This is a genomic window from Colwellia sp. MB02u-10, assembly GCF_014077185.1.
Classification (GTDB): Bacteria; Pseudomonadota; Gammaproteobacteria; order Enterobacterales; family Alteromonadaceae; genus Cognaticolwellia.
Genome location: NZ_JACGVK010000131.1, coordinates 1 through 17,433 on the forward strand (window position 1 = coordinate 1; position 17,433 = coordinate 17,433).

16 protein-coding genes are annotated in these 17,433 nt (G+C 38.8%); 5 read left to right on the plus strand and 11 right to left on the minus strand.

The window, feature by feature from the left end; genetic code table 11:
• Positions 1-333 precede the first annotated feature (333 nt).
• Positions 334-1,185, minus strand: coding sequence for a CDP-diacylglycerol--serine O-phosphatidyltransferase (pssA, locus tag H4J59_RS13165; protein WP_182240083.1), 852 nt, complete (start codon positions 1,183-1,185; stop codon positions 334-336).
• 236 nt (positions 1,186-1,421) lie between these two features.
• Between pssA and H4J59_RS13170 the strand changes: the two genes are divergently transcribed.
• Positions 1,422-1,865, plus strand: a complete 444-nt coding sequence (locus H4J59_RS13170; RefSeq protein WP_182240085.1) for a DUF4124 domain-containing protein — start codon at positions 1,422-1,424, stop codon at positions 1,863-1,865.
• A gap of 54 nt (positions 1,866-1,919) precedes the next feature.
• Here H4J59_RS13170 and clpB read toward each other — a convergent pair whose 3' ends face one another.
• The 3 genes from clpB to rluD all read right to left on the minus strand — a co-directional run bounded on the left by clpB (position 1,920) and on the right by rluD (position 6,456).
• Positions 1,920-4,499: an ATP-dependent chaperone ClpB gene (gene clpB, locus H4J59_RS13175; RefSeq protein ID WP_182240087.1), complete on the minus strand. Its 2,580-nt coding sequence runs from the start codon at positions 4,497-4,499 to the stop codon at positions 1,920-1,922.
• Positions 4,500-4,655: 156 nt separating this feature from the next.
• Positions 4,656-5,435 carry a peptidoglycan editing factor PgeF gene (pgeF, locus tag H4J59_RS13180; protein WP_404852024.1) on the minus strand — a complete coding sequence of 260 codons (780 nt, stop codon included), beginning with the start codon at positions 5,433-5,435 and terminating at the stop codon, positions 4,656-4,658.
• A gap of 43 nt (positions 5,436-5,478) precedes the next feature.
• Positions 5,479-6,456: a 23S rRNA pseudouridine(1911/1915/1917) synthase RluD gene (gene rluD, locus H4J59_RS13185; RefSeq protein WP_182240091.1), complete on the minus strand. Its 978-nt coding sequence runs from the start codon at positions 6,454-6,456 to the stop codon at positions 5,479-5,481.
• 158 nt (positions 6,457-6,614) lie between these two features.
• On the opposite strand from rluD, the gene H4J59_RS13190 reads away from it, so the two are divergent.
• Positions 6,615-7,379, plus strand: a complete 765-nt coding sequence (locus H4J59_RS13190) for an outer membrane protein assembly factor BamD (RefSeq protein ID WP_182240093.1) — start codon at positions 6,615-6,617, stop codon at positions 7,377-7,379.
• A gap of 167 nt (positions 7,380-7,546) precedes the next feature.
• Here the strand turns inward: H4J59_RS13190 and glnB are convergent, their stop codons facing one another.
• Positions 7,547-7,885, minus strand: coding sequence for a nitrogen regulatory protein P-II (gene glnB, locus H4J59_RS13195; RefSeq protein WP_077287161.1), 339 nt, complete (start codon positions 7,883-7,885; stop codon positions 7,547-7,549).
• 211 nt (positions 7,886-8,096) lie between these two features.
• On the opposite strand from glnB, the gene nadE reads away from it, so the two are divergent.
• From nadE to H4J59_RS13210, 3 genes are all read left to right on the plus strand, one after another.
• A complete protein-coding gene (gene nadE, locus H4J59_RS13200; protein ID WP_182240095.1) occupies positions 8,097-8,939 on the plus strand; it encodes an ammonia-dependent NAD(+) synthetase in 843 nt (280 codons plus the stop codon).
• 78 nt (positions 8,940-9,017) lie between these two features.
• Positions 9,018-9,581 (plus strand): GspH/FimT family pseudopilin, encoded by a 564-nt coding sequence (locus H4J59_RS13205; RefSeq protein WP_182240097.1) that lies wholly within the window; start codon positions 9,018-9,020, stop codon positions 9,579-9,581.
• Between the two features lie 319 nt (positions 9,582-9,900).
• Positions 9,901-10,494: a GspH/FimT family protein gene (locus tag H4J59_RS13210; RefSeq protein ID WP_182240099.1), complete on the plus strand. Its 594-nt coding sequence runs from the start codon at positions 9,901-9,903 to the stop codon at positions 10,492-10,494.
• A gap of 92 nt (positions 10,495-10,586) precedes the next feature.
• On the opposite strand, the gene H4J59_RS13215 is transcribed toward H4J59_RS13210, so the two are convergent.
• Genes H4J59_RS13215 through pilV form a run of 6 tightly spaced genes read right to left on the minus strand, consistent with a single transcriptional unit; the run spans position 10,587 to position 17,121 of the window.
• Positions 10,587-10,910, minus strand: coding sequence for a TapY2 family type IVa secretion system protein (locus H4J59_RS13215; RefSeq protein WP_182240100.1), 324 nt, complete (start codon positions 10,908-10,910; stop codon positions 10,587-10,589).
• A gap of 1 nt (position 10,911) precedes the next feature.
• Positions 10,912-11,319 (minus strand): type IV pilin protein, encoded by a 408-nt coding sequence (locus H4J59_RS13220; RefSeq protein ID WP_310733193.1) that lies wholly within the window; start codon positions 11,317-11,319, stop codon positions 10,912-10,914.
• A 2-nt stretch (positions 11,320-11,321) separates the two neighbouring features.
• Positions 11,322-15,017 (minus strand): pilus assembly protein, encoded by a 3,696-nt coding sequence (locus tag H4J59_RS13225; protein ID WP_182240102.1) that lies wholly within the window; start codon positions 15,015-15,017, stop codon positions 11,322-11,324.
• Between the two features lie 37 nt (positions 15,018-15,054).
• Positions 15,055-15,603: a PilX N-terminal domain-containing pilus assembly protein gene (locus tag H4J59_RS13230; protein ID WP_182240104.1), complete on the minus strand. Its 549-nt coding sequence runs from the start codon at positions 15,601-15,603 to the stop codon at positions 15,055-15,057.
• Entirely contained in the window at positions 15,597-16,556 is a 960-nt protein-coding gene (locus H4J59_RS13235) for a PilW family protein (RefSeq protein WP_182240106.1), read from the minus strand. Before H4J59_RS13235 ends, H4J59_RS13230 begins: the two co-directional genes overlap by 7 nt.
• Before the next feature lies 1 nt (position 16,557).
• Positions 16,558-17,121: a type IV pilus modification protein PilV gene (gene pilV, locus H4J59_RS13240; protein WP_182240108.1), complete on the minus strand. Its 564-nt coding sequence runs from the start codon at positions 17,119-17,121 to the stop codon at positions 16,558-16,560.
• Between the last annotated feature and the right edge of the window lie 312 nt (positions 17,122-17,433).

Consider the following 17,433-nt stretch of genomic DNA (forward strand, 5'->3'; position numbering starts at 1 on the left):
TCACTTTTAAAACGTTAAGTTAACTTAATCAGCTTAGACTAGATTAGATAACTCATTAAAACCGTTCGTTTGGGTTACCCCTTGGAACTGGAGCGCATTCTAGAGATTTCTGGCTTCACGTCAACACTTAATATCAATTAAATTGCGATTAAATGTTTGCTTGCTTTTTAATTGAGCAGGTCGTTGTTTTTTCGTTCTAATAAGATAAAATAAGCGCTCAATAATGCTGCTTTAATCTTATATGTTACGCTTTTTAGACTTAGATTATACTTAGAAGTAATAAAGCGACTGAGTAATAAATGTGTAAGCATGGTTTATATAGGGTAATTAGCTTTATTTTTCCGGCTCTTTTTTTGATTTAGTCTCCTCTTCCGCTACTTTTTCGGCATCCATCGCTTTATCTTCACTATAACGGTGAAAATCTGCATCTTGATCGTCACCCACTACATGCTCTAATTTCAATTTCTTGACTGAACGGATAGTGGTAAATGGCCCTGAACAAGCATACAAACCAAATATAATAAGCAGGATATTTTCAGGACTTGATGCAATAACCACAAAGGCGAGCACTATTAATAATACAACAACAAAATTTACCTTACCTTTCCAGTCAACTTCTTTAAAGCTGTTGTATCTAAAGTTACTCACCATTAACAAGCCAAGTATGATGGTAATAATTCCGACAAGATAACCATAGTCTTGACCGTTAATTTTATATTCGCTCCCCACCCAAATAAGGCTAGCAACAACGCCTGCGGCGGCTGGGCTAGCTAAGCCTTGAAAATAACGTTTGTCGGCAATGCCAACCTGGGTATTAAAGCGTGAAAGACGCAATGCTGCACAAGCAACATAAACAAAGGCGGCTAACCAACCAAACTTGCCAAAACTTGAAAGCGCCCAATTATATGCCACTATTCCTGGTGCTATGCCAAATGACAACATATCAGCCATACTGTCATATTCTGCGCCAAACTCACTTTGAGTATTAGTCATTCGTGCAACTCGACCATCTAAACCATCGAAAATCATCGCAATAAAGATAGCAATCGCAGCACTAATAAAATGCCCATTCATTGATGATACGACGGCATAAAACCCAGAAAAAAGTCCTGCAGTGGTTAATAAATTGGGTAAAAGATAAATACCACGAGTTTGTAGCGAATTGTCATTATGTTTGTCTGGCATAAGTAAAACCGAAATAGGTTAATATGAATAGAGGCCTCTAATCTAGCATAAGTTTAATTATTAACGTTAGCTGTAGTACCCATGAATGATTAATAAAACTAGCCAACATTTGTAAACTGGTCTTGGTGTTGTTATAAAGATTATAGTGATTACAGAATAGTCGCTAGTGACTATTGTTTTAGCTTATTATGCTAATAATAGGGTAATTAAGTATTAACTTATGGATAGGTATCATTATGCACATTAAAACCTTGTCATTCTGTTTAGTCACATTAGTGTCTTTTGATGTCTTTGCAGCTGAAAAAATGACAGTTTATCGTTGGTTCGACGAACACAATGTCGTTCATTTTAGCCAACATCAGCCAGACCGTGATGACTATATCGAAATTAGTATGTCGAATAATAAAAAATATTCAGTCATTATTGATGAAGCAAGTAGTGATGAGTCTTTAGAATTACAAAATAATACTTTGGGTGATAGTAGTGAGGAAAGTAATGTTAACAATGAGCTTAATGATGAGAGGTGTTTAACTGCTCGCGAAAATATAACAACATTAGCCAACTTTGATAACGTTCAATTTAAAGGTGGGCAAGGTAGTGTAGAGATATTAACTACATTAGAAAAACAGCAACAGTTAACGATGAATAGAAAACAGGCTGAGGTTTACTGTACTGATTAAATCAGTACACATTGTCAGCCTGCATCTAAGGTATATTAGTTTACGATAACGCTATTAAGCTTTAACGATGAAATGCAAATTATTATCAACCAGCTCAACAAATATATGATCACCAGCGGAAAACTCGTTAGCCAATAATTTATGTGCTAAAGGGTTTTCAATTTCTTGTTGAATAGAGCGTTTTAAAGGTCTAGCACCGAAAATCGGATCAAAGCCTACCGCCGCAACAAAAGATAATGCTTCTTCTGATAATGTCATGGTTATATCACGTTCTTCTAATCGCTTAGTTAGCGACGATATTTGAATACTCGCGATACTTTTAATTTGCTCAGCAAGTAAAGGATGAAACACTACGGTTTCATCGACCCGATTAATAAACTCTGGCTTGAAGTGATTGCCAAGTTCTGCTATCACCCGAGCTTTCATTTGCGGATATTGGCTGTCATCAACATATTCCTGAATAATCTCTGAGCCAATGTTTGAGGTCATAATAATAACAGTATTTTTAAAGTCGACCGTACGCCCTTGCCCGTCGGTTAAGCGTCCGTCATCTAATACTTGGAGTAAAATATTAAAAACGTCAGGATGCGCTTTTTCAATTTCATCAAGTAAAATAACAGAATAGGGTTTACGTCTCACCGCTTCAGTTAAATAACCACCTTCCTCATAACCGACATAACCTGGAGGCGCCCCCACTAAACGCGCAACAGAGTGTTTCTCCATAAACTCTGACATATCAACTCGCACCAATGAATCTTCACTATCAAAAAGAAAGTGGGCTAAAGCTTTAGTTAATTCTGTTTTACCTACACCGGTAGGCCCAAGAAATAGGAATGATCCTATGGGTTGATCTGGGTCTGCCAAACCTGCCCTTGAACGACGAATAGCATTTGATACTGAAACTACTGCTTCTGATTGCCCAATAACACGTTTGTGCAGGTTATCCTCCATTTGCAATAATTTATCACATTCACCTTCGAGCATTTTTGCTACCGGAATACCGGTAGCTCGGCTTAACACGTCAGCTATTTCTACGTCAGTCACTTTGTTTCGTAGCAAGGTCATTTCTTGCATTTCTGCTTGGCTAGCAAGATCGAGCTGTTTTTCAATATCAGGGATGCGACTATATTGTAACTCGGCCATGGTATTAAGATCGCCAACGCGACGAGCCGCTTCAAGTTCAATACGAGCGTGCTCTAAATCAGTTTTAATCGCTTGTGTGCCATGTAGTGCGGCTTTTTCGGTTTTCCATACTTCATCTAATTCGTCATAACTGACTTGGCAAGTGGCGATTTCATCAGAAATTAGGTCCAAGCGTTTTTTAGAGGCCGGATCAGAATCTTTTGATAAAGCCCGTTGTTCCAATTTCAACTGGATTAAACGCCTTTCTAATCGGTCTAAATTCTCTGGCTTAGAATCCATTTGCATACGAATACTAGAAGCCGCTTCATCAATAAGATCGATAGCTTTATCGGGTAATTGACGGTCGCTAACATAGCGATGAGATAAGGTTGCTGCGGCAACAATAGCGGGATCTGTTATTTCAACATTATGATGGAGTTCGTAGCGCTCTTTAAGACCACGTAATATAGCAATGGTATCTTCAACACTGGGTTCATCTACTATAATTTTCTGAAAACGTCGTTCCAGTGCGGCATCTTTTTCAATATATTGGCGATATTCATCTAATGTAGTAGCGCCAACACAATGCAGATCACCGCGTGCTAACGCTGGCTTTAACATATTACCGGCGTCCATAGCACCGTCACCTTTACCAGCGCCAACCATAGTGTGTAGTTCATCAATAAATAAGATGACTTGCCCTTCTAACTGGCTTAATTCACTGAGTACCGCTTTAAGACGTTCTTCAAATTCTCCACGATATTTAGCGCCGGCAACGAGTGCGCCCATATCAAGTGACAATACGCGTTTATTTCGAATACCTTCTGGTACTTCATGATCGACAATGCGTTGAGCTAGGCCTTCAACAATCGCAGTTTTACCAACGCCTGGCTGACCAATTAATACCGGGTTATTTTTAGTGCGGCGCTGTAATACCTGAATGGTACGCCTGATTTCATCATCGCGACCAATAACTGGATCTAACTTTCCTTGCTCTGCTAGTTCGGTTAAATCAATGGTGTATTTATCCAATGCTTGACGCACTTCTTCGGCGTTAGCATCATCAACATTTTTACCACCACGAATATGAACTATCGCGTCTTGTATACGTTGTTCACTCGCCCCTAAACCTTTAAGGATTTGACCTAACGTACCTTTATCTTGTAACGCAGCTAGCATAAATATTTCTGAGGAGATAAATTTGTCGCCATGCTTTTGGGCAAATTTATCACAAAGATTTAAAATATTACCCATTGCAGACGATAACTGCACTTCACCGCCTGTGCCAGACACATGTGCTAATTCTTCGAGAGCCCCTTCAACTTGCGCTCTTAACGTTCGCACATTGATACCGGCACTTTTTAATAAGGGAATAATACTGCTGGTGCTTTGATTTAATAGCGCAAGCATTAAATGTATTGGCTCAATAAATTGATGATCTTTACCTAATGCGATGGATTGTGCATCAGATATTGCTACTTGAAAAGTCTGGGTAAATTTTTCTAAACGCATTCATGTTCTCCTAATACCATGTTACTTGGCTTACAGTTTAGTTACCTATGATATAAGGACACTAAGGAGGGTTTTCAAGAAAATTATCGTTAAACCTTTAACCTAAGTCAAAAGAACACTTTTAAATAATAATATTATTATAAGGGATAATTTTTACTAGAGTGTATCTATACATATAACGCTAGCCATACGCCCAGTTTTTCCGTCTCTGCGATAAGAATAGTACTTACCGCTATGCTTATAAGTACAGTCTGCAACTTTAGTGATGTTGGCAACCCCTAATGCCAAGAGTTGTAACTCGGCGATTAACTGCAAATTGGCCAGAAACTTTACCTCTGCTCTGCCATCATTTAAAAGTGCCACAGCTTCAAAAGCAGGTTCGAATTTTACTGACATTTGACAGAACGCCTGCTTCACCTCTTGCCCAACTTCAAAAGCTTGAGGACCAATACAAGCGCCCATCCATACAAAAATCTCATCGGCAGCACTATGCATTTTTCTAATGGTTCGTTCGATTATATTTGCTGCTAGTGGTCGCCAACCTGCATGAATGGCAGCAATTTCGCTACCATCTTTGTTTGATAACAAAATAGGTAAACAATCGGCGGTCATTATGGCTAAAGCGATGTGCTGACTATGTGTTATTGCCGCATCAGCGACAATAGGCGTATTTTGATGTTTTTCAACAACAACGACATTATTACCGTGAACCTGCTCTAACCATTGAATTTTTGTCATGGCTGGCAGGTAATCAAGTAACGAGCTTCTATTACCGGCCACAGTACGAGGACAATCACCCACATGATCGCCTAGATTAAAAGCATCAAACTCTGCTTGAAATTTTTCTGTGTTAGTACTATTTGATAATAAATGCGCTGAATGTTTAGATAATTGATCTTTGCTGGGGATTAAGCGAGTAGTAGCAAAGGCCAACACACGTTCTGTTGGCCATTTAATGCATTGTAAGTTACTAGATGAGTTAGTAATCACTATCGATAAGATGAATTTTGGTATCTTTACGCAACATATCAGCTAACGCTACCATATCTTCAGGTACATCAGCATGCCATGTCATTTGCACACCTGTTATTGGATGATATAAAGATAACATTGCCGCGTGTAAGGCTTGGCGCTTAAATTGTTGTAACATTTCGCGTAACTCTTCAGAGGCATTTTTTGGAGGACGCGGACGGCCGCCATAAACGGGATCACCCGCCAGTGCATGAGTAATATGAGCCATATGAACACGAATCTGATGGGTTCGACCCGTTTCTAAACGTAAACGTAAACGGGTATGTAACCTAAACTTTTCCATCACACGATAATGCGTTACCGAAGGGCGACCTGAAAAAGTAACCGCCATATGAGTACGTTTTGTCGCGTGACGACCAATAGGCTGATCAACCAAACCACCTGCGGTCATAATACCACTGGCAATAGCCTCATATTCACGGGTAATTTCACGCGCTTGTAGTGATTCAACTAGGTTAGTTTGAGCAGCAATCGTTTTTGCCACCACCATTAATCCCGTAGTATCTTTATCTAAACGATGAACAATACCAGCACGAGGCACAACATCTAACTGCGGGCAGTGATGTAGTAAGGCATTTAAAACCGTGCCATCGGGGTTACCTGCGCCAGGATGTACTACAAAGCCGGCAGGCTTGTTGATGACCAAAATATCATCGTCTTCGTAGACTATGTTTAAAGGTAGATCTTGTGCTTGAAAGCGTACTTCGCTCTCAACTTTCGTATCAATGGCTACTTCTTCACCACCAAACATTTTTTCTCGTGGTCTATCGACAACTAGGCCGTCAACCGTAATATGACCGGCTAAAATCCATTCTTTTAACCGTGAACGTGAATAATCAGGGAACATTACCGCCAAAGTCTGGTCGAAACGTTTACCTAAGCATGATTCGGGAACCGTATCCCGGTGTTGAATTATCTCAGCCATCAAACTCTCTATTAATTAGCACTGTGCAAGGCAGGATTGCTAGGTTAGAATGCTATTGTTTATTTTACCTCTTTGCTAAAGCAATTACATTAAGTAATTATAATTATAGTGAGGAAGATATTTATTTTAACTAAAACAAAGTAGTGATATTGAAGTCTATGGAAAAAGTGACAATAAAAATAATGTGCCTTGCGCTAGTGTTAGCATTAACAGGCTGTTCAGGAACAAGTGAAAGAGATATTCAGAAGGTGCCAGATAAGTCAGCTCAAGCATTATTCTCTGATGCTAGATCATCGCTTGATAATGGCTTATATCAAAAGGCGATCCAAATTTTATCTGCGATAGATTCTCGATATCCTTATGGGCCAATCTCTCATCAAGTACAATTAGATTTAATTTATGCTTATTACAAAAGCGGTGATGCAGCACAGGGATTAGCACTTACCGATAGATTTTTACGATTAAACCCTGCGCATTCAAACTTAGACTATGTCTATTATATGCGTGCCTTAATCAATGTTGCTACCCAAGAAAATTTATTCCAAAGTTTAGCAGGAATAGACCGTTCAGACCGTGATCCTACGGCGGCGCACGCTGCATTCAATGATTTAAAAATAGTATTAGAGAAGTATCCTAACAGTAAATATGCTGCAGACTCTCGCCAACGTATGATTGCCATTAAATCACGCCTAGCAAAATATGAGTTATCGGTTGCGCGCTATTACTTAAAACGTGAAGCCTATGTTTCTTCTGCTAACCGAGGAAAATATATTGTTGAATATTTTTCTCCTAGCCCAGAAACGGAAGAAGCATTAGAAATTATGATTGCCTGTTATGGGAAATTAGGCTTGAATGATTTACAAATTAATGCCAAACAAGTTTTAGCGGCAAATTATCCTAACAACCCACGAGTTGCTAAGTAACACTTTGGTTTTTATGAATATCGTCGTTCTTTCACATCGATATGAGCACGACATACCGTTCATCGAGCGTATAGGAATATACTAATCCCTCGAAAGACAGGGTATTTGAGAGAAAAACCTGAACATAAAATACCAGCTTAGTGCTGGTATTTTTTTAACAGGTTACGCTAGATAGCTTCTTCGTCTTCTTCTCCCGTACGAATTCGTATCACCCTTTCAACATCTGTTATAAAAATTTTACCGTCACCAATTTTTCCTGTTTGTGCTGTTTCTAAAATGGTGTTTACACAGCGTTCAACATTTTCTTTCTTCACGACTATTTCCAATTTTACTTTTGGCAAAAAATCCACCATATATTCTGCGCCACGATAAAGCTCTGTATGCCCTTTTTGACGTCCAAAGCCTTTAACTTCTGATACTGTCATTCCCGTCACACCAATTTCGCCTAGCGCTTCACGTACATCATCCATTTTAAATGGTTTAATTATTGCTTCTATCTTTTTCATTTTACAGCCTATAGGTTGATTTACGCGTCAGCATTTTACTGATAATTATTATTATCTACATCGCAACTGAATATCAAGTAATTGTACACAGAATTAACTTATACCTATAGTGCAAAAATTCTAATTGAAGATAGACTTTGTTACACTAGATGTACCTGCTGCAATAAGTCAGCTTAAAAGTAACATGCCACATACTCTAGAAGGAAATATCATGAGCGCCCAGGCAATAATCAATGAAATGAAAGTATTACCTGAAATTGATGCTGCGTTTGAAATTGAACGTCGAGTTAATTTTATCAAAAAGAAATTAATACAATCGGGGCTTAAATCTCTTGTTTTAGGTATAAGTGGTGGCGTTGATTCCTCTACTTGCGGGCGTTTAGCTCAACTCGCTGTTGACGCTTTGAATAACGAAAACGCTGAAAATCAACCGGCATATAAGTTTATTGCTATTAGACTTCCCTTTGATATACAAGCAGATGAAGATGACGCTCAACTTGCACTTGAGTTTATAAAGCCTAGTCATAGTCTAACCACTAATATCTTTGCAGGCACAGAGGGTATACATACTGAAACCATACGTGCATTACAAGCAGCTGATCTTTTAACCGCCAATGCTGCACAAGTAGATTTTTCCAAAGGTAATGTCAAAGCCCGCACTCGCATGGTCATGCAATATCATATTGCTGGCATATTAGGCGCTTTGGTACTAGGCACAGATCACTCAGCAGAAAATATTACCGGTTTTTTTACAAAATGGGGTGACGGGGCTTGCGATTTAGCACCTTTATTTGGCTTATCTAAACGACAAGTTAGGCAACTTGCCAGCAGTTTAGGTGCTCCGGCTCAGTTAATCGAGAAAGTCCCAACTGCTGATTTAGAAGAATTAACACCTAGTAAAAAAGATGAAGATGCATTAGGCATGAGTTACGACCAATTAGATGATTTTTTAGAAGGTAAGAACACAGATAAATTAATCGAAAAAAAAATAATTTCTATCTATATGAAAACGCAACATAAGCGCTCAGAAATTCCAACAATATATGAAGGTTAATTAATTTAGTTTGGTAAATTACAATATTTTTGACTATACCTAGCACTGAAAAGTTTATTCAACTAAGGAATGGTTGTAGTGTCAAAGTATAATGGATTTACGATTATCGAAACTATGGTTGGGCTAGCTATAATGCTCAGTTTGTTTTCCATTGGTGTTCCTAGCCTAAATAATTTCATTGTTTACACCCGCGTAGACAATGAAATATCTACCCTGCATCGTCTCATTTTAATAACTCGAAATAGCGCCTTAAGTAATAACACTAGCGTGACTTTATGCCCGTTAAATAGCCAAGGAAAATGTAAAAACTTATGGCACCAAGAGCTGAGTGTATTTACTGACATTAACAATAATAAAGTATATGAACCAGCACTGGATGAACAACTTATCGCTCAAAAAGGCGCAATAAAAGCTGGAGATAAACTACAATATGGCAAAACACGTATCGGCTTAACCTATGCTCCAACAGGGCATTTATTAGGCTGGGGACAGAACGCTACTTTTAGTTATTGCCCTGAATACCATAATGATAAAAACCGAGGTATTGTTGTAAGAAATTCAGGTAGAGCCTATGTTAGCGCAGCCAATAAAACTAACGGCAAGAATGTCAGGCGCACAGGGGTTAAAATAAAATGTTTTTAATTCACTTTTTTTTGTAAGCTTTTTTTAATGTTTATTATTATATTATGATGGGTTTAGTATGCATTATTTTAACACCCGCTCAGTTGTATTTAATCCTTGTGTATGCCTTATCAAGTTAACAACAAACAGAATTTACGACATAGCGATTAGCTAAAATAACAGAACAGTAAAGCACTCGCTTTAACAAGTGGGTGAAGAAAAAGTGAATATCCCTGATATCAAGGCTGTCATTAGCACCGATGATTTAAACAAACTTTCCTAGCTGAGCTTAAGCAACAATGTTATAAGTAAAACATTAATCTTCACTAAAGTGGTCCTTGTGTCTAAGTTATCTATTAAAAAATCTCAAAATAAAAAATTAATCAAAGGCTTTACTATTGTTGAGTTACTTATTGGCATTGCTATTATTGGAATATTAACAGCCATTGCTGGACCCAGTTTAGGTCAGTTTATAGTAAAATTAAGAGTTGATAATGAAATAAGTGAAATGCATCGCTTGGTATTAACAGCAAGAAACAGTGCTATCAATAGTGGTAAAAATGTCACCCTTTGCCCGTTAAACGGTACCACTTGCAGCGACAACTGGCAAAATGAATTAAGTGTCTTTATCAATAATGAAAGTACCTTAGTCAACAATAAGACTTATGACAGCGTAAATGAAGAGTTGGTTAAAGTTAAAGGAAAAATTGCTAGCGGTGACACGTTAACATTCAGTCAAGGTCTTATTATTTTTGCGCCAACGGGCCGGTTAGTTGCTGGGGGTAATAGCAACTTCAGTTATTGCCCTAAAGGTAATAGTAATTTATCGCGTGGCGTAGAAATATCTCTGTCAGGTCGGGTATACACAACTGCGGATACAGACAATGACGGTAAAGATGAAAATAGAAATGGTACCGAAGTTTCTTGTAGTTAATATATGCCCAACAATTATTGGGCACAGTTATAAAATAAAATCACTTTCACTTTCACTTTTCACTGAGCAAGATTATTTAGGCGAACAGACTATTAACGAGGTTGCGCGTCAAATAGCTGATTCGCTTTGACAGAGTTAAACTTAGCCTTTAACAACACACACTCAAATGCCTGATACACTTGCTGCCTCTCTTTAGAAAAAGGCGTTGGGACTTTGCGATTAGCTAGGGTATCAACAAGTTTATTGACCTGACTTTCTTTCACGCTAGCAAAGTAAATCAACTGCTTACCACCAACCAATTCGATATGGCATTTAACGTCAACCTTGTACTTTTTTACCACTATATTAGCTGCAGCCACATTGAAACTTGCATTAGTCAATAGTAGTAAAGTAACCACAAATATTATATTTTTCATTTTATTGCTCCCAACAGACATCGGCCGGTAATTTTTGTCCGGTGTTGCTAACAGATAACACCTGACAGTTGCTGTCATTTGATTTTTGCGGTTCAAGTGCTGTTGCCGTTAACACAAAACTTCCGTTTGCAAGTGTTGCATCAATACTATAGTAAGCATTTTCAGTAACAAAGGGGTCATCATCTAGTCCTAACGCTTTCATATCAGCTGTATACGCTCTTGTATCAACATAAAATTGCTCTTGCATATTTGCTATTCTTAATAATTCTCGCTGAGCTTCTGTGCGGTTTGAGCGCGCAACAAAGTCAGTATATGACGGAATCGCTATAGCCGCTAGAATCGAAACGATAGCAACTGCGATTAACAACTCGATTAATGTAAAGCCCTTTCTGTGTTTTGCATTATTCACTATTATTCCTCCCTAATATAAAGATAAGTTCGCATGGTTTGTAATGAAAAGCCAACCGGAATTATTTTTCGCCCGACAATAATATTCCCGACCGTATCATCAACCGTTTCAGAGTCACCATCATCATCTGGTAATACAATTAATGTTGGTGCCCCCAAGAACTGTTCGCTGATCAAGGCTATTCTATCATCACGATTGTCTGAGTCTTCGCTTTGCCAATTGTAAATTTGCGTACCTAGAGCCAAATCAACGGCATACAACCAACCACTACCCGATGGAGGTTTACAATTTATAAGTTCATTGCTAGATGGTGGTGAGTAGGTGGTAAAGTATACCACTCCGTTAATAACGATAGCGGCGGCTGTACTCTTTTCTCCGTCTAGCTCCAAATCTATATACCAGCCGGATTTGTTACTGACTGCAATTTCAAGCGTTTCCCGTGCTTGAGTCGTTAAAGTTTCTGCAAACGGATTATCCGTATAATTAGCGAGACCTGCTTTTAAAATCGTGGTTGGGAACTCCGGCACTGCTGCACTATAAAATGACTGTGTTTTTATATGCTCATCTTTAAGCATAAAAAAAGTATCATTAGTATCTATACCTACTGGGTTGGACCTATCCCCACTGCCTAACAAAATAGCATCGTAGGGTTTCTCTTGATGGCTCGCTATCTTGGTTGTTTGCCCATCTTTATCAGTGACTATTGTTTCAATGGTTTCATTAATAAATGTGCGAACAACCGCAGCCTCGTTGAAAAATCGAAGATCTGTGCTATTAATATCACCCGCTAAAGAGGCTAATTTAAATACAGTCCAAGGAGACTCAGCGCTTTTTGGTGAAGCACCAGGCATATCTACGCGCCAAACATTACCCCCAGTATCCCCCGTATATAATCTATCGGTTAGGCCATCACCATCGCTATCTAGCGTAGCAATGGCAGAAACTATACTATCAGTACCAGCATATGTAGTTGTTCCGCCAGTTGGAGCCATACTCCACTTTAGTGCCCCCGTGGCGGCATCAACCATATAAATTGCACGCCCTTCATTATCTGCAGTACCAACATTATCATTGTCTTTATTGGTATCGTAGCCACCACCGAAAAATAATACTGGCGCGGCAACAGCATTAACCCCAGTACCAGTAACATTTAATTTCGAATAGCCTATTTTGGGCTTAGACCATGTTTGCCCTAGTTCACTAAAGCCGTCTTTACTGGGATCAATATGCCACATTAACTTGGGTTTACTCGGGTCAGAGATATCCATTGCGTAGTATGATGCCCCACCACGGCGTAAACCAAAAAATATCCAGACCTTGTCACTACCATTTATGATGCCATCACCATTAAGGTCCATTATATGTGAGGTGATTTCACCATCAATTCCATACACTTTATCAACTGATGAAAAATTGTTTCTTAACACTTGAATATTAGAAAGGAATTCATGCGGCATAAATGCCCAATTTTCTTTTACCGTTGCACCGCTATCTTCAAACATATGCAAGACACCTGCATTAGTCCCTATAACGATGCGTATGCTATCGCCATAATTCACCACTAAGGGCTTTGAATGTAGAGGATCGGCAAAAACATCTGAGCGAATATCGGTAATACTTTTGTCATTATCTTCATCATCAACATCCATGCCCATCCCCCAATGTAGCATTTCATTTATTGCAGTACTTTCGATAGAATTTCCATCAGCATCCTTAAAGCCAGCGACGCCTAATGCAGTTGCCAATTTGCTCGCATCACCGTAAAAACTTTCAAAGTTATCGCGACTAAAATCTGCCAAAAGGGTATTATTTCCGGCGGTATCCGTATAAATGCTTCTTTGTGTTTCAGGATTTTTATCTAGATACCAATCAGCTACACCCCCTTGTGCCACCAAATTACCATCGACTTCATTCGACCAATAACTTTTTACTAAGGTTGAAAAGTGTCCAGATGTTGCATCAAGTGCAGCAACACTGTTCACTCCGATTTGAACACCATCAACAACTTTATATTTTTTCAAATTTCCTTGCCAACGAGGCCCGTTTTTCGGTTCGAACATGGCGTAATAAACTGAATTTAATGTTTCCGTACGGTCAAAGTTATTGGCCGCCACAGAAACCGAAGTTAGACTGTCGTTAGAAGGCGTTAAATTTCTTAATGTTGCCTGTAAAGCTTGAGTTAACTGTAACTCGTCTGCGGCAACAAAATAATCCCCACCACCACGTAATGCGGTTTGTTCTAATAAGCCTGCTGCATCTTTAGCACCATCACTAAATCCAATGGTATGGGTAGATACGTGCTGCTCGCCATCTAAATTAAGGTTTACATCATAATGATTAAGCCAACCAGCCAATGCAGGTAAATAGCTATTAGCGACCTTATCGTCATTGTAAATTGTGCTGTCAAATTCGCTATCACTGGTACTAAACGATTTTTCTACCAATATAGGATCGCCATTTACATCTAAAATCAAAGCGCCATTTTCATCCTTTTTTTGCACCTTAGTTTTCATTAACAATATTTTACTATTAGCAGCAGAATCATAGGTAGGAGCACCATCTGTGATTAAAATGATATATGCTTGATCACTACATTCATTAAAAGGTGCGATATATTTATTGTCGCCATTGATAACTAAGCTATCTGCCGGTGGTTCATTGGCCTTATAACTTGGCGGCTGACTTTCATCGTCATCACCAAACTCAACCCCATTGCCAGCAAAGTACTGCGAGGCTTCGTAGACAGACTCACATAATGGGGTCCATGTTTGCGCCGATATTTGGTTATCAATAATATCTAATAGGCTTGTTTGATTACTAGCCGTCATTTCCCGAATGCCAGCTACCACTCGGCCACCATTAGGATCGCTGGCACTATCACCATCATCATAATTAAATATTTCAAGCCCAAACTCAATGCCATCGGAGGTTTCAATAACATTGGTAATACTACGTTTAGCCGACTCAAGTAATGTTTCAGACACGGTATCGACTGTGGTGCTATGGTACCAACGTAAATAATTGGCTGTATATAATGTCACCAAAGGACCAGTCCATGAAACATTTAATTTTGCCGGATCATTGGTATGATAAATCGGATTTTGTTTAGTGCCCAGCTCGTCTGCAGGGTAGCCCGTTGGTAGCGCATCTACATTTTTAACACTACCGGTTAGTGGCTTAACAAATTCACCATCCGGACCTACCTCAGCAACATCTTCCTCACAATCAAGCACTTCAATATTTAAACCATTATTATCTCGAATTTCATCCCACGTGCCGGAATTCCCTTTCATATTGTATTCTCGAATATGACCGGTATAAAAACCATACTTAGTAAGCACGGCTTTAGAGCTTTCACAACTATTGATGGCAGCTAAAAATCGACGCCCATCACTGGGACTATCTGGAATTGATGAAGCACCATCCGCCCCGCCTTTATTAAAATAAGTAGCATCATCATTGTAGGCATTTGAAGAGCCATCAGGTTCGTAATAGGGAGGGGTTTCTGCATCATCGGGTAAGTAGGGAGTTTTGACATCATGCAATGTTCCCATACTGCCTGAATTATCAAATATTATTAGGACTTTTGCTTTTTTAGCTGCTTGTTTAACAGCATCACTGACATACAGTTCAATATCTTCGCTGTATGATATATTGGATACTAAAAGCAATAGGCTTACGGCCAAAATTCTCTTCATGATTCTTACTCCAGTATTAAGCTGAAATACCAATTAATTATCGCAAAAGTTGTTGTGCAACTCCGCTGTTTACTTCAACTATATTGGTATTTGTTCGTCCATATTTTCGGACCACTTGCACACGTAACACATTACAAGTGAATACTTGCGCTGATGAAGCTGATCTGGAGTGGGGGCAATCAGATTCGAGCTCAAGTTCGTTGTTGGCAATATTAATAGTCGCCGCTGTATCAGTATCTGTATTTGTCACCGTTAACGTAGCACTAACATCGCGAAAACTCTCCGCCTTAAATAGTACTATCGGGGAGGCAAATTTGTTATTGCCAGTGCCCGCATTAACTTGTCGAAAAATCACTTCATCACTTGCACTAATTGCTTCTTGCGTCGCAACCAATTTCTCTTCGCTTGCGCCTGACATTTTCATATCTGACGTGGAATTTTGCATCAAGGCACCAGCAACAGCGGTTAAGGCAACAAGAAATACTAAAGCCACAATCAATACCACACCTTTTTGGCGATTAAATGATTGTCTATTGGTTATCAAATTGTCAGCGTAATTTTTTTGCTTTACTTTTTGCTTTACCATGAGTCGACTCCAGCATTGTATAAAGTTACCGTAGAGTTAAATAATAATCGACGATAATTGTCATTAAACGTAACCGGAAAATCACCTAAATTATAAGTATTAGTATTAGTATATTTGTTATCAGGAAGAATGCTACGCGCTAGTACATAAATACGTATGGCTAAAATTCTATTATTATTGCCATTATCCCATTGGGTAGAGGTCATATTATCTGCTGATAGAAAAGCATCAACAATGCCATACCCAGCACTATCTGGAGCGTCAGTGTCAATACCATACATAAAGCGGATCATTTCAATGCCATCAATGATAGGGTCGAAAACCATATTGGTTGTTAAGCGCCCCTGCATTAAACTGGGCACAGTATTATTACCTTGGGCTTCTTCCCTAATGTAATAAATATGATGCTGGTACTCCCAAACTTGGCTATTTGAGACCGTTGGTATACTGGTACCGGTAAATATTTCTGCTTCATTGATGTTTGAAATAATATAGTAATTATTGCTCGTGCTTGCTGTTAGAGGTTGAGAAATAGCGCGTTTTATTTGGATAATATCAGACGTTATTTTTGCATCATCAATACAGCCCATTAGGGAACTATTTGTTACTGTTTTACCCCAAAGCGTTCTAAAATGCCCAACAGCATTTGGAAAAGTACCATTATTTAAACCTTCGCCGACACATTCATTACCTGGGGCGGCACCTGGTGATGCAGTTAACATTGATCGGTCTAACGTACCACTGTAATCACCCCAAAAGTTTTGTCTGAGCAAATCATCACTAAGAACACTTAAAGCAAAACGGCCATTTTCTTGTAACTCTCCATAAGTTGCTGTTTCTTGTGTCGTAGTTTTCATGCCAACAAAAACACTGAGTATGCCGGCAAAAAGTGCTAAGCCAACGGCCAAGGAGATGAATATTTCTATTAAGGTATAACCACGTTGACTATTCATATTAATTTATAAAGGCCTTAACAATAACTTGCCGTCTTTTAGCGCCAGCTGTACCACAATTGTCTTTTGCCGCGTCAGCTATTTCGGTGCGCCCTTCCCAGCTAACAACTACAGTTACTGCATTCAATGCCTGACTTATACATCCCCTAACACTGCTTAAGCCCGCTTGATTATTACCGTCATTAACAACATCAGCACCCATTAGGGACATTTCCCATTCATATTGATCATTAATAACCATTTCTGCTGGTGTACAGAGGCTATCAAGCTTATAACAACGATTGGCCGGTAGTGAATTAAGTGTTTCGCCATAATCGTTAGCAGCGTATCCAGCTAATGTACTGGCATTATTACTGCGCATGCGCTCGACTATGTCTTGCGCTAACGCAGATGCAACAGAGCGTTGCATCGCATCGAAGCTACCTTTTTTAGCCGAAGCTTGCATGGCTACCGCGCCTAAAATACCCGTCACTAGAATAAAAACGGCGACTAACACTTCAATAAATGTCAGGCCTTTATTCAAAGAAGGCTTTTGATATGAGGAATAGAAAAATGAGTTACTCAATATTTAATCTCCCTTTAAATAAGAATAAGCAAACAACAGATGTTATTACTATAACTGAAAAAGTTGAAAACTTTAACCAATTGAAATAGATAATTTTATACGAAGAAATATGCAGGTAGATAGATATCTGGGGAATCACTACTAATTAGACCATCATATGTGTTAAAAATCACATTGGTGAACTGCATTAACCCATACCTTAAATTATTATTACGAGTATTTTTCCTTACTTTTAAATATTACACTACTCGTAAATGCGAATTTAGCATCATAAATAATCATTTAAATTAAAAATTTAACTAAAAAACCAGC